At 74.1% G+C, this 15,237-nt stretch carries 2 protein-coding genes; both read right to left on the bottom strand.

Annotation, left to right across the window (positions count from 1 at the left end):
* Positions 1-7,256 (bottom strand): non-ribosomal peptide synthetase (locus PV734_RS45460; RefSeq protein WP_319295178.1); only part of this gene is annotated, 7,256 nt, incomplete at its 3' end.
* Between the two features lies 1 nt (position 7,257).
* Positions 7,258-15,228: a non-ribosomal peptide synthetase gene (locus PV734_RS45455; RefSeq protein WP_319295180.1), complete on the bottom strand. Its 7,971-nt coding sequence runs from the start codon at positions 15,226-15,228 to the stop codon at positions 7,258-7,260.
* Positions 15,229-15,237: the final 9 nt, after the last annotated feature.

The following is a 15,237-nucleotide window of genomic DNA, read 5'->3' as shown; positions in this document are numbered from 1 at the left end:
TGGTGGGCATAGGCCGCGAGGTCGGTCTCCCGCACCCGGGCCAGCAGCTCGCCGAACGTCGGGTTGCCGGACGTGTCGGTCCGCAGAACCAGCGTGTTGACGAAGAAGCCGACCATGTCGTCGAGCGCCTCGTCGGTCCGTCCGGCGACGGGGACCCCGAGCGGGATGTCGGTGCCCGCGCCCAGGCCGTCGAGGGTGGTGGCCAGGGCGGCCTGGAGGACCATGAAGAGGCTGACCTGACGGGAGGCGGCCAACTCATGCAGCTGCGCGTGCAGTTCCGCGTCCAGGGCGAGCCGGATTTCGCCCGCCGGCTGGTCGCCCTCGGCGGGACGGACCCGGTCCGTGGGCAGCGGAAGCTCCTCCGGGGTGCCCCGCAGGGTCTCCCGCCAGAAGTCGAGCTGGCGGTCGAGCTCCCCGGACTCCGCGCCGAACACCTCGCGCTGCCACAGCGCGTAGTCGGCGTACTGGACGGCGAGCCGCGCCCACTGCGGGGCCTCCCCCCGCGTCCGGGCCGCGTACGCCGTGCCGAGGTTCTCGGCGAACGGCCGCCACGACCACGCGTCGCTGGCGATGTGGTGCATGACCAGGACGAGGAGGTGTTCCTGCGCCCCAAGTGCGACGAGCGAGGCCCGCAGCGGCGGTTCGGTCGTCAAGTCGAAGGCCTCGCCCACCAGTTCAGCAACTCTCCGCGGTACGTCCTGCTCCTTTGCCGTCACCACCGGCAGGTCGAGATGGTCGGTCCCGGCGAGCACGCGCTGCACGGGCTCGCCGTCCACCGCCGGGAACACGGTGCGCAGCGTCTCGTGCCGGTCGGCCACGTCGCGCAGCGCGTCCCGCAGCGCGTCCCGGTCCAGGCCGCCCCGCAGACGCAGCACGGCGGGCACGTTGTAGAGCGGGCTTGCGGGGTTCATGCGGTTGAGGAACCACAGGCGGCGCTGGGCGTAGGAGACCGGGACGCGCTCGGGGCGCGGCATCGGCGCGAGGGCGGGCCGGGCGTGGTCGGCGTCGCGCAGCAGGGCGGCAAGACCGGCCGGGGTGGGGCGCTCGAAGAGGGCGCGCAGCGGGAGTTCGACGCCGAGGACGGTCCGGACCCGGTTGACGAGGCGGGTGGCAAGCAGTGAATGGCCGCCCAGGTGGAAGAAGTTGTCGTCGACACCGACGCCGGCCCGGCCTATGCCGAGGACCTCGGCGAACAGAACGCACAGCACCTCTTCCTCGGGGGTGCGCGGCACGCCTCCGGTCGGGGTGTGCTCGGTGTCGGGTGCGGGCAGGGCGGCGCGGTCGGTTTTGCCGTTGGCGGTGAGCGGCAGCGCGTCCATGACGACGACGTCGCTCGGCACCAGGTAGGCGGCGAGGCTGCGGGACAGGTGGTCGCGGACGGTGGCGGCGTCCACGCAGACGCCTGTCGGCACGACGTACGCGGTCAGGCGCCGGTCGCCCGGCCGGTCCTCGCGTACGGCCGCGGCGGCCGCGGTCACGCCGGGGACGCGCATCAGGGCCGCCTCGACCTCACCCAGTTCGACGCGGAAGCCGCGGATCTTGACCTGGTCGTCGGCGCGGCCGACGAACTCCAGCTCTCCGGCCGCGTTCCAGCGGACGCGGTCGCCGGTGCGGTACATGCGGGTGCCGGCCGGGCCGTGGGGGTCGGCGACGAAGCGTTCGCCGGTGAGGGCGGGCCGGTTGGCGTAGCCGCGGGCCAGGCCGTGCCCGGCGATGTACAGCTCGCCCATGGTGCCGTCGGGGACGGGGCGCAGCCGCTCGTCGAGGACGTAGGCGCGGGTGTTCCACATCGGGCGGCCGAGCGGCACCGGGGCGGCCGAGGCGGGTCCGGCCAGGCGGTGGTCGAGGCAGCCGATGGTGGTCTCGGTCGGGCCGTAGTGGTTGACGAGGGTGAGGTCGGGGCGGCTCGCGCGGCGGCCGGTGAGCTGTTCGCCGTACAGGGCCTCGCCGCCGGTCATCAGCTCGGCGTGCGGGGCGAGGACGTCCGGCATGAGTTCCAGCAGGGGCAGATGACTCGGGGTGACCTTCAGGAAGGTCAGTCCGCCGGGCACGTCGAGCCGTTCGTCGAGTTCGCCGACGTACAGGCAGCCGCCCGCGAGGAGGGTGCCGAAGAGGGTGGTCAGGCCCAGGTCGAAGGAGAGGGAGGAGTGCAGCAGGGTGCGTCCGGCGAGGCCGGGGTAGGTGCGGGCGGCGCGGAACGCGTAGTCGGCGAGGGCGCGTTGGGGCACGGTGACGCCCTTGGGGGCGCCGGTGGAGCCGGAGGTGTAGATGAGGTAGGCCGCCTGCTCGGGGTGGGCCGGGGCGGCCGGGTCGAGTGGTTCGGAGGACATGCGGCGCAGGGCGGCGCGGGTCTCCTCGGCGTCGAGGACCACGAGCCGCTCGGGGCCGTCGGCAAGCTCGGGCACGGCTGCCAGGGTGTCCTCGGTGGTGAGGAGTACGGCGGCGTGCGCGTCCTCGCGGATGAAGTCGAGGCGGCTGCCGGGTTGTTCGGTGTCGAGCGGGAGGTAGGCGGCGCCCGCCTTGCCGACGGCGAGCATGGCGACGACGGCGCCGGCGGAACGGGGCAGGGCAAGGGCGACGAGACCCTCGTGGCCGACGCCCAGGCCGGTGAGCAGCCGGGCGAGCCGGTTGCCGCGTGCGTCGAGCTGGGCGTAGGTGAGCGTCTCGGCGCCGTCGGCGACGGCCGGGGCCTCCGGGGTGCGGTCGGCCCGCGCGGCGAAGAGGCGGGGCAGGGTGCCCTCGGGGACCTCGTACGCGGTGGCGTTGCGGGCCTCGACCAGCTCGGTGCGCTCGGCCGCGTCGAGGATCTCCAGGTCGCCGATGGAGCGGTCGGGTTCGGCGAGGGCGCCGCCGAGGAGCCGTACGAACCGGGCGACGAGGGTCTCGACGGTGGTCCGGTCGTACAGGTCGGCGGCGAACAGGGCCTGGGCGCGCACGCCGCCGGGGGTGCCGTCCTCGCCGGTGGTCTCGCCGAGGCGCAGGGCGAGGTCGAAGCGGGCGGTGTCGTCCGGGCGCCGTACGGTCTCGGCGGTCAGGCCCGGGAGGGCAGGGACGGGCGGGGCGCTGTTCTGGAGGGAGAGGGAGACCTGGAAGAGGGGGTGGCGGGCGAGGGAGCGCTCGGGGTTGAGTTCCTCGACGATCCGTTCGAAGGGCAGCTCCTGGTGGGCGTAGGCCGCGAGATCGGTCTCGCGGACGCGGGCGAGGAGTTCGCGGAAGGTGGGGGCGCCGGAGGTGTCGGTGCGCAGAACGAGTTCGTTGATGAAGACGCCGATGAGATCCTCGGCGGCGTCGTCGGTGCGGCCCGCGACCGGGGTGCCGAGCGGGATGTCGGTGCCCGCGCCGAGGCGAGTGAGCAGGGCGGCGAGGGCGGCCTGGAACACCATGAAGAGGCTGACGCCGCTCTGCCGGGCGAGGGTCAGCAGCCGACGGTGCAGATGGGCGTCGAGCTCGAAGGTGACCTGGTCGCCACGGTGGGTGGCCGCGGTCGGCCGCGGCCGGTCGGCGGGCAGCGGCAGTTCCTCGGGAAGTCCGTCCAACTGACGCTTCCAGTAGTCGAGTTGGCGGACCGCCAGGCTGTCGGGGTCGTTCTCCTCGCCGAACAGATCGCGCTGCCACAGGGCGTAGTCGGCGTACTGCACCGGCAGCGGCGCCCACTGCGGGGCACCGCCGGTGCGACGGGCGGCGTAGGCGTCGGTCAGGTCGCGGACAAGGGGGCGCATCGACCAGCCGTCGCCCGCGATGTGATGCAGGACGAGGACCAGTGCGTGGTCGTCCGGGCCGAGGGCCAGCAGGGTGGCGCGCAGCGGGATCCCGGCGGTGAGGTCGAAGGCCTCGCGGGTGGCCTCGGCGACAGCGCGGGTCAGGTCGTCCTCGTCGGTGCGGCCGGTGCGCAGCACCTGCGGGGCAGCCTCGGCGGGGTCGAGGATGTGCTGGTGGGGCTGTCCGTCGCGCTCGGGGAAGACGGTGCGCAGGGACTCGTGGCGGGCGAGCAGGTCGGCGAGGGCCGAGCGCAGCGCGTCCGTGTCGAGCTCGCCGCGCAGCCGCAACGCCGTCGCCATGTTGTAGTGGGAGGCGTCCGGGTCCATGCGCTGGACGAACCACAGGCGGTGCTGGGCGAAGGACAGCGGCACGGCCTCCGGCCGCTCTCGGCGGGTCAGCGCGGGGCGGGCGGCGGCGGCCGAGTCGACGTACCGGGCGAGTCCGGCGACGGTCGGCGTCTCGAACAGGGCCCGCACCGGCACCTCCACGCCCAGGGCCGTGCGAATGCGGGAGACGAGGCGGGTGGCGAGCAGCGAGTGCCCGCCGAGCTGGAAGAAGCCGTCGTCGATGCCGACGTTCGCCACGGCGAGGATCTCAGCGAACAGGCCGCACAGGATCTCCTCCTGCGCGGTCCGCGGCGCGCGCCCCTCCCGCGTTGCGAGGCCGGGCGCGGGCAGCGCCTTGCGGTCGGTCTTGCCGTTCGGCGTCAGCGGTACGGCGTCCAGGGCGACGACCGCCGAGGGCACCATGTACTCCGGCAACAGCCCGGCCGCATGGCGGCGTACGGCCGTGACGTCGATGTCGGCGGGCACCACGTAGCCGACGAGCCGCTTGTCGCCGGGCGTGTCCTCTCGGACCATGGCCACCGCGCGGGCCACGCCCTCGGCACCGGCCAGCGCCTGCTCGATCTCGCCGAGCTCGATGCGGTGGCCGCGGATCTTGACCTGGTCGTCGGCACGGCCCACGAACAGCAGCCGCCCGTCCGGCGCCCACCGGACGACGTCGCCGGTGCGGTACATGCGCGTGCCCGCCGGGCCGAACGGGTCGGCCATGAACCGGCTCGCGGTCAGCCCCGCGCGGCCGAGGTAACCGCGGGCGAGGCCGTCGCCGGCGATGTACAGCTCGCCCGGCACGCCCGGCGGGACGAGGCGCAGGCCGCCGTCGAGGACGTGGACGCGCTGGTTGGCGAGCGGGCCGCCGATCGACACCTGCGGGCCGGTGACCGGCGCCGAGGTCGACCAGATGGTCGTCTCGGTCGGGCCGTATACGTTGCGCACCGAGGCTGCGCCGTCGGCCAGCCGCCGTGCCAGGGAAGCGTCAAGAGCCTCGCCGCCGACCAGCACGCGCAGCCCGTCGAGGGCCTGCGGCACCTCATCCAGCAGGGCCCGCCACAGGCTCGGCGTCGCCTGCATCACCGACACGCCCTCGCGGCGCACCAGTTCACCGAGGACGACCGGGTCGCGTACGTCGTCGCCGGAGGCCAGCACCACGGCCGCGCCGGAGATCAGGGGCAGGAAGACCTCCAGCAGCGCGATGTCGAAGCCGAAGGTGGTCACCGCAAGCCAGCGGTCTCCCGGTGACAGCGCGACGTGGGCCGCCGTGCCGTCCAGGAGGTTGCGCAGTGCGCCGTGCGGGACCACCACACCCTTCGGACGCCCCGTCGAACCCGATGTATAGAGCACATATGCCGCGTCGTCGGCGGACACCTCCCCTGCCGGGACCGGTTCCACGGCCGGGCCCACCTCTTCCACGAGCACTGCCCCGGGCGCCAGGGACGCCGTCTCCCGGGACGCCAGCACCACGGCCGGGGCCGCGTCCGCCAGCACGAACGCCACGCGCTCCGCCGGGAATTGGGGGTCCACGGGCAAGAACGCGGCTCCGGTGCGGCCGACGGCAAGCATCGCCGCCACCGCGTCCGCCGAGCGCGGCAGCACCAGCGCCACCACCGAGCCCCGGCCGGCCCCACGGCGCAGCAGCTCCGCGGCGAGGGCATCGACGCGGGCGTCCAACTGCCCGTAGGTGAGGACGACTTCTTCGCACGTCACGGCCAACGCGTCCGGGGTCGTAGCGGCCTTGCGGGCGAACCGCTCGGGAAGCAGGGCCGCAGGCAGTGCGGCGGCCGTGTCGTTCCACTCCCCCAGCAGCAGGTCGCGTTCCGCGGCGGAGAGAAGGTCGGCGGCGCCGACGGGGGTGTCCGTGGCGGTCACGGCGGCGCGCAGCAGTCGTACGAAGCGTTCCAGCAGGGCTTCGGCGGCCGGGCGGTCGACGAGGTCGGGGCGGTGGTCGAGGCGGACGTGGAGGTCGTCGCCGCGCTGGGAGACCACGAGAGTGAGGGGGTAATGGGTGGCGTCGCGGCCCTTGGCGCCGACCAGGCGCAGCCCGGATTCGAGCGGGGCCGAAGTGGCCGGGTCGACGGGGTAGTTCTCCACCAGGACGGCGGTGTCGAAGAGCTCGCCGGTGCCGGCCGCCGCCTGGACGGCGGACAGGCCCAGGTGCTGGTGGGCGCCGAGGGCGGACTGCTCGTCCTGCACTCGGGTCAGTGCCTTCGCCCAGCTCTCGTCCGCCTTGAGGCGGACGCGCACCGGGACGGTGTTGATGAACAGGCCGATCATGGTCTCGACGTCGGGGATGTCAGCCGGACGGCCCGAGACCGTCGTGCCGAAGACGATGTCGTCACGGCCCGTCAGACGGCCGAGCAGGGCGCCCCAGGCCGTCTGCACGACGGTGTTGAGCGTGACGGCGTGCTCGGCGGCGAGCCGGGCGAGGCCGGTGTGGAACATCGCGGGCAGGGAGGTCTCGACGCGCTCCGGCAGACGCGGCTCGCCGACGTTCGCGGCGCCCGGGCAGACCCGGGTGGGCTCGGTCAGGCCGTCCAGGGCGGTGCGCCAGGCCCGCTCGTCGGCGTCCCGGTCGCGGCGGGCGAGCCACTCCAGGTAGCGCCGGTAGGGGGTGGCGGCGGCGAGGGCGTCCTCGCCACGGTCGTAAACGGTGAAGACCTCGCGCAGCAGGACCGGGACCGACCAGCCGTCCATGAGGATGTGGTGGTTGGTCAGGACCAGGCGGTGCAGGTCGGCGGCGCGGCGCACGAGGAGGAAGCGCAGCAGCGGCGGCGCGGCGAGGTCGAAGCGCTCGGCGCGCTCCTCGTCGCACAGCCGGGCCAGTTCGGCGTCGGCGTCCTCCAGCCCCACCAAGTCGATCTCGCGCCAGGGAAGTTCGAGGTGGCGCGGCACGAACTGGACTGGCTTGCCGGAGCGCACTGCCCGGAAACCGGCCCGCAGGTTGGGGTGCCTGCGCAGCACGGCGGTAACCGCCTCGCGCAGCCGGGCGGCGTCGACGGGCCCTTCCAGGTCGACGAAGAGCTGGACGGTGTAGGCGTCCTGCCCGGCTCCGTCGTCGTACAGGGAGTGGAACAGCAGGCCTTCCTGGAGCGGCGACAGCGGCAGTACGTCCTCGATGGCTGACGGGCCGCGTCCCTTGCGTGTGTTCTGTGTCGTCACTTCACTGCCTCCAGTCGGACTCAAGCTCGTCGATCTCGTCCTGGAGGAGGTCCACCAGGGACAGGTCGGTCGGTGGGGTGCGGTCGGGGTCCGGGTCGGTGCCGGTCCGGGTCAGCGCGTCGAGCGCCGCCCACCACAGTTCGGTCAGGGCCGCGATCTCCGGCTCCTCGAACAGGGCGCCGGGCCAGGACCAGGTCGCGGTCAGACGCGGGCCGTCGGCGCCGTCGTGGACGACCGCGTTCAGTTCCAGGGCGTGCGCGAACGGCATGCCGGGGTCGGTGGGCGCCACGGTCACCCGCTCGGGTGCGGCGCCCCACGCGGCCGGTTCTTCGCTGCCGGTGCGAACCCGGCCCAGGTAGTTGAAGGCGATCTGCGGGGCGTGTCCGGCGGCCAGCAGCGGCGCGGTCCTCGGGTTGAGGTGGCGCAGCAGACCATGTCCGGTGCCTTTGTCGGGCAGGGCCCGCAGCAGCTCACCGGTGCGGGCGAGCGCTCCGGCGAGGGCTTCGGGGTCTGCCGTCTGGTCCCAGCGGATGCCGGGGTCGAGGCGCAACGGGTGCATGGCCGTGAACCAGCCGACCGTGCGCGACAGGTCGGCGGTGTCGTCGCCGTCGCGGCCGTGCACCTCCCGGTCAACCAGTACGGCGCTGCCGCCGCCGACGCCGCGCCGGCGCCGCCACTCGGCGAGGGCCAGCGCGAAACCGGTGAGCAGCACCTCCTCGGCCCCGGCGGTGAGCAGGGCCTCGGTACGGTCGGCGGGCAACTCGGCGGTGTACCGGCGGGCGGTGCCCTTGGTGTGCACGGCCGGGTCCAGCGACGCGCCGGTCAGGCATGGCTCGGGGGCGGCCGTGATGCCTTCCCACAGGGCGAGCTGAGCCTCAGCGGCCGGGGAGACGGCTCGTTCGGCGAGCCGCTCGGACCAGGTGCGCTGAGAGGTGCCCACGGGTTGGAGCTCCAGGCCGTCGAGCCAGGCGCCCATCAGGTCGGGCACCAGGATCCGCCAGGAGACCCCGTCGACGACCAGGTGGTGGGCCATCAGCAGCAGGCGTCCGGCACGGTCGGCTCCGGCGTCGAACCAGACCGCGCACAGCATCTCGCCCTTGTCGGGGGCGAGGGAGCGGCGGGTCTGCTCGGCCTCGCGGTCCAGCACCGGCTCCAGGTCCGTCTCCGGTACGTCGGTGATGTCGACGCGGCGAACATGGCAGGCGGCGTCGGCGTCCTGGGCAGCGGGGATCTCCAGCCGCCAGGGGCCGCCCTGCGCGCGGTCGAGGCGGGCGCGCAGGGCGTCGTGCCGCTCCAGCAGCGCCTGCACCGCGTCGGTGAGGGCACGCTCGGTGAGTCCGGCCGGGACGCGGAGCAGAACGGACTGGTTGAAGCCCTCGATCGGGCCGCCCAGTTCGCGCAGCCACTCCATGATCGGGGTCGCGGGCACCTCGCCCGTGCCGTCGTCGACGGCCTGTTCGCCCGCGTCGGCCGCCGCCCGCGCGAGGGCGTCGACCGTCTGGTGCTGGAAGACGTCGCGAGGGGTGAGCGCGAGACCGGCCTGGCGGGCTCGGCTGACGAGCTGGATGGAGACGATGCTGTCGCCGCCGAGGGCGAAGAAGTTGTCGTCGGCGGTGACGTCGGCGACGCCGAGCAGGTCGGCGAAGAGCCCGCACAGCAGCCGCTCGCGTGCGTCGCGCGGGGCCCGGCCGGAGCCCGCGCTGTACTCGGGAGCGGGCAGCGCGGCCCGGTCGAGCTTGCCGTTGGCGTTCAGCGGCAGGACGTCCAGCGTGACGAAGGCGTCCGGGACCATGTAGTCGGGCAGCAGCCCGGCCGCATGGCGGCGCAGCTCTGTGACGTCCAGGGCCGCCGGTACGGCGTAGGCGACGAGCTGCTTGTCACCGGGCCGGTCCTCGCGGACGGTGACGAAGGTGTGGACCGTGCCGGGGAAGGAGGCGACGGCGTTCTCCACCTCGCGCGGCTCGATGCGGAAGCCGCGCACCTTGACCTGGTCGTCGACTCGGCCGACGAACTCCAGCTCCCCGGTGGCGGTCCAGCGGACCCGGTCGCCAGTGCGGTACATGCGGGTGCCGACCGGGCCGTAGGGGTCGGCGACGAACCGTTCGGCGGTGAGCCCGGCCCGGCCGAGGTAGCCGCGGGCCAGGCCCTCGCCGGCGACGTGGAGTTCGCCGACGACGCCGTCCGGTACGGGGCGCAGGCGCTCGTCGAGGACGTAGACGCGGGTGTTGTCCAGCGGGCGGCCGATGGGGACCGTGCCGTACGTCAGGTCCGCTTCCGTGAGGGCGTGGTGGACCACGGCCAGCGTGGACTCGGTGGGCCCGTAGCTGTTGGTGATCCGGGCGCCCGGCACGTGGGCGAGGACGCGGCGGACGCCGGCCACGGCCGGGGTGTCGCCGCCGACGCAGATGTCGCGCAGGTGCCGGAAGCTCTCCGGGTGGTGCTCGGCGAGCAGCCGGAACAGGCCTTCGCTGTACAGGCCGACGGTGACCTCGTGGTCGGTCATGGTGCGGGCGAGGGCCGCGATGTCGGTGGCGTCCGCGTCGCAGACGACGATCCGGCCGCCGGTCAGCAGCGGGCCCCACAGCTCGTACGTCGATGCGTCGAAGGTGGTCGGCGAGTGGAACAGGACGCGGTCGGCGGGGCCGTGGCCCCAGTACCGGTCGCGGGCCAGTCCGGCGACCCCGCGCTGGGTGACCGCGACGCCCTTGGGCTCTCCGGTCGAACCCGAGGTGTACATGACGTAGGCGAGCGCGTCGGGGTGGACGGCGGGCCGCGGGTGGGTTCCCTCCGCCCGGTCGTCGACGTGGACGACCGGGGCCGCGCCTGGCGGCACCAGTGCGGCGGTCGCGCGGTCGGTGACGACGGCCGCCGTGCCGGTGTCGGCGAGCAGCTTCCGCATCCGGGCCTCGGGGCTTCGCCCGTCCAGCGGCAGGTACACCGCTCCGGCCTTCGCCACCGCCAGGGTCGCCACCACGTGGTCGACCCGCCCGCCGAGCAGCAGCGCCACCCGGTCCTCGGCGCCCACACCCCGCTCGGCCAGGACGTCGGCCAGCGCCTCGGCCCGGGCGTCGAGCTGGGCGTAGGTCAGGGTGAGGTCCGCGCTCTCCACGGCCGGGGCGTCCGGCGTCCGGGCGGCCTGCGCGGCGAACAGCTCGGCCAGGGACGCCTCTTGACGTGCCACGGCGGTGTCGTTGCGGTCGGTGAGCAGGGTGCGCAGCTCGTCCCCGTCCAGCACCGGCAGCTCGCCGATGGCGCGGTCGGGGGTGGTGACGGCGGCGGTGAGCAGCCGGGCCAGCCTGGCGGCGAGGGCCTCAGCGGTGGAGCGGTCGAACAGGTCGGTGGCGTACTCGAGCTGTCCGGCAATGCCGTCGGACCGGCCCTCGTCGGTGTGCTTCTCCCACAGGCTGACGGAGAGGTCGAACTTGGCGACGGCCGCCTCGGCGCTCTCCACCCGCACCGGCACACCGTCCAGGTCGGCCTCCGGGGGGCCGGTGAGGGTGTTGTGCAGCACCAGCATCACCTGGAACAGGGGGTGCCGGGCCAGCGAGCGCACCGGGTTGATCTCCTCCACCAGGCGCTCGAACGGCAGGTCCTGGTGGGTGTAGGCGGCCAGGTCGGTCTCGCGGACACGGGCCAGCAGCTCACGGAAGGTGGGGTCTTCGGCGGTGTCGGTGCGCAGGACCAGGGTGTTGACGAAGAAACCGACCAGCTCGTCGAGGGCGTCGTCGGTGCGGCCCGCGATCGGGGTGCCGAGCGGGATGTCGGTGCCCGCGCCGAGGCGAGTGAGCAGCGCGGCGAGCGCGGCCTGGAGGACCATGAAGACGCTGACGCCGCTCTGCCGGGCCAAGTCGGCGAGCGCGGTGTGCGCCTCTGCCGCCAGGGCGAAGGGCACGTTGGCGCCCTGGTAGGTTGCGGCCTCGGGGCGGGGCCGGTCGACAGGCAGTTCGAGCTCCTCCGGCAGCCCCGCGAGAGCCTCCGTCCAGTACGCCAGCTGCCGCGCCAAGGTGCTGTCGGCGTCACCGGCGTCACCCATGACCTGCTGCTGCCACACCGCGTAGTCGGCGTACTGCACGGGCAGCGGCCGCCAGGCAGGGGCGGCGCTGCGGGCGCGGGCGGTGTAGGCGCGGCCCAGGTCGCGCAGGAACGGCGTGATCGACCAGCCGTCGGTGGCGATGTGGTGCATCACCAGCACGAGGGTCGCCTCGTCGCCGCAGCTCAACAGGCGGGCCCGCAGCGGCGGTTCGCAGACCAGGTCGAAGCCGCGGGCCACGGTGGACTCGATCGCCCCGGCCAGTTCCTCGGCCGCGACCTCGGTCTCGTCGAGGACGGGGGCGCCCTCCACCGGCCCGAGGACTCGCTGCCAGGGCACGCCGCCGCGCTCGGGGAACACCGTGCGCAGGCTCTCGTGCCGGGTGACCACGTCCCGCAGCGCCTCGCGCAGCGCGGCCCGGTCGAGTCCGGCGCCGATGCGCAGCACCAGGGGCACGTTGTAGGTGGCGTCGCCGCCTTCGAGCCGGTTCAGGAACCACAGGCGGCGCTGCGCGTACGACAGGGCGACGCGCTCCCCGCGCTCGGCGAGCCGCAGCGCGGGGCGGGTGTCGCGGGCGGCGCCGAGGCGGGCGGCGATGCCCGCGACGGTCGGATCGTCGAACAGGGCCTTGATGCCGATCCGGGCGCCCAGCGTGGAGGCGATCCGGCTGAGCAGGCGCATCGCGAGCAGCGAGTGGCCGCCCAGGGCGAAGAAGTCGTCGTCGATGCCGACCCGGTCGGTGCCGAGGATGTCGGCGAACAACCCGCAGAGGATCTCCTCCTCCGGCGTCCGCGGGGCCCGGGTCACCGGTCCGCCCGCCGAGCCGGGCTCGGGCAGTGCGGCACGGTCGACCTTGCCGTTGGCGGTCAGCGGCAGCCGGTCCAGGACCACGACGGCGGACGGCACCATGTACGCGGGCAGCGCGGCGGCCGCGTGTGAGCGCAGCCGCTCGGCCGCGTCGGGTGCGTCGGGTGCGTCGGGTGCGTCGGCGGCGACGTAGGCGACCAGCCGGCGGTCGCCCGGCTGGTCCTCGCGGACCAGGCAGACGGCCTGGGTCACCCCCGGGTCGGTCAGCAGGCAGGCCTCGACCTCGCCGGGCTCGATGCGGTAGCCGCGCACCTTGACCTGGTGGTCGGCGCGGCCGACGTACTCCAGGACCCCGGCCCGGGTCCAGCGGACCCGGTCCCCGGTGCGGTACATGCGGGCCCCGGCCGGCCCATGCGGGTCAGCCACGAACCGCTCGGCGGTGAGCCCCGTCCGGCCGAGGTAGCCGCGGGCGACGCCGGTTCCGGCGACGTAGAGGTCACCCGAGACGCTGTCGGGCACCGGGTTCAGCCGGGCGTCGAGGACGTAGACGCGGGTGTTGGCCATGGGGCGCCCGAGCGGCACCGGCCCGGCCGCGAGTGCGGCGCCCGCGGGCACCTCGTGGTGGAGGCAGCCGACCGTCGTCTCGGTGGGGCCGTAGTGGTTGACGACCTCAACGCCGGGGTGGCGCTCGCGCCAGTCGGCGAGCTGCTCCGCGTGCAGTGCCTCGCCACCGACGACCAGGTGGGCGGTGGGCGAGCAGGACCCGGGCAGCTCCAGCAGGATCGACAGGTGGCTGGGCGTCACCTTGGCGAAGGTCAGCCCGCCCGGCACCCGCAGGTGCTCGTCCAGGTCGGCGACGTACAGGCAGCCGCCCGCCAGCAGGGTGCCGTACAGGCCGGTCAGACCCAGGTCGAAGGAGAGCGGGGAGTGCAGCAGGGTGCGCCCGGCGAGACCGGACCAGCGGCTCGCCGCATACGTGGCGTACTCCGCGATCGCGCGCTGTTCGACCACCACGCCCTTGGGGGTTCCGGTGGAGCCCGAGGTGTAGATCACGTAGGCGGCGTCGTCCGGGGAGAGCGGGGCGCCGCGCTCGGCGTCAGTGAGCGGACCGGTGGCGAGGCCGGCCAGTGCCTCCTCGGTCTCCGGGTCGTCCAGGACGACGGTCCCGCCGGGCTGTCCGGCGAGGTGCGGGGCCAGGTCGAGGGCGGCGCGCGTGGTGAGCAGCAGCTCGGGGAGCGCGTCGGCGAGCAGGACCCGTACCCGGTCGCCGGGCTGGTCCGGGTCAAGCGGCAGATACGCCGCTCCCACCTTGCCCGCCGCGAGCATCGCCACGACCGCCTCGGCCGAGCGCGGTACGGCGAGCGCCACCAGTCCGCCGGGCCGCGCACCGCGCGCGAGGAGCAGCCGGGCCAGCCGGTCGGCCCGCTCATCAAGGCGCGCGTAGGTCAGTTCGCGCTCGCCGCAGACCACGGCCGGCGCCTCGGGCGACTCGGCGGCGCGCCGCTCGAAGAGTTGGACGAGCGTGTGCCGGGCCACCTCGGCGGCGGTGTCGTTACGGCCGTGCAGGGCCTCGGCGCGCTCGGCGCCGGAGAGGATCTCCAGCTCGGCCAGGCTCCGGTCGGGGGCGGCGAGGGCCGCATCGAGCAGCCGCACGAAACGCGTGGTCAGGGACTCGACGGTGGCGTGGTCGAACAAGTCGGCGGAGTAACCGGCGGCCGCGGTGATCCCGGCCGGTTCGCCGTCCTCGCCGAATCGCTCGGCGACGCTGAACAGCAGGTCGAACTTGGCCATGTCGGGGTCCTGCTGCACGAACTCACCACTCAGTCCAGGGAGTTCGACGGCCGCCCGCTCCAGGTTCTGGAGAACCAGCTTGGTCTGGAACAGCGGGTGCCGGCCCGTCGACCGCACCGGGTTGAGCGCTTCCACCAGCCGCTCGAACGGCAGGTCCTGGTGGTCGAAGGCCGCGATGTCGGCGCGCCGCACACGGGCGATCAGCTCGCGGAACGTGGGATCGCCGGAGGTGTCCGTGCGCAGCACCAAGGAGTTGACGAAGAACCCGACCAGATCCCGCAGCCGGTCGTCCTCCCGCCCGATGACCGAGCCGCCGATGACGATGTCCTCGCCCGCGCCGACCCGGGTGAGCAGCGCGGCCAGTGCGCTGTGCAGCACCATGAACGGCGTGGCGCCGTGCTCACGGGCCACCCGCAGGACCGCCCGGTGCGTCTCGGCCCCCATTTCGAAGGGCACGAGCCCGCCTTCGCCGCTGCTCTCCCGAGGACGGGGCCGGTCGGCGGGGAGCGCGAGCTCCTCCGGAATGTCCGCCAACGCCCGTGTCCAGTAGGCGAACTGACGTGACATCACACTGTAGGGATCCGACTCGTCACCCAGCAGCTCGTGCAGGCGCAGGGCGTGGTCGGCGTACTGGAGGGGCAGCGGGTCCCGGTCCGGGGTACGGCCGTCGAGGGCTGCGGTGTACGCGTCGGACAGGTCGCGGAACAGGGGTGCGGTGGACCAGCCGTCACTGGCGATGTGGTGCACGACGAGGACCAGCAGGTGCTCCTCGGGGCCACGCACCAACAGGCCCGCGCGCAGCGGCGGTTCCACGGCGAGGTCGAAGCCGCGTCCGGTGAGACCGGAGAGCAGGACGGACTCGTCCTGGCCCACCGCGTCGACGACGTCCAGGCTGGGGCGGGCGGCCTCCGCCGGGAGGACGACCTGGCGAGGCGTGCCGTCGGACTCCGGGAAGACGGTACGCAGACTCTCGTGCCGGTCCGTGAGGGCGCCGAGTGCCGACTCCAGGGCCGGGATGTCCAGGGTGCCATTGAGCCGCACGACCAGCGGGATGTTGTAGGAACCGTCCGTCGGGTCAAGGCGGTTGATGAACCACAGACCGCGCTGGGCAGGCGACAGCGGCAGAACCTCGGGACGGCTCCGCGGGCCGGGCTCGGGGCGCGCGGGCACGGCACCATCGAGGGCGGCCGCGAGTCCGGCGGGCGTGGGGGTGCGGAAGACAGCGGCCACGGAGAGGTCCGTGTCCCGGACCAGCCTGATGCGGGCGATCAGGCGGGTGGCGAGGAGGGAGTGCCCGCCGAGCCGGAAGAAATCGTCATCGGCACCGACCCGGTCGAGGCCCAGGAGATCGGC

This window comes from Streptomyces sp. AK08-02 (assembly GCF_033795085.1).
GTDB lineage: Bacteria > Actinomycetota > Actinomycetes > Streptomycetales > Streptomycetaceae > Streptomyces > Streptomyces echiniscabiei.
This window is presented reverse-complemented; position numbering and strand designations above follow the sequence as displayed.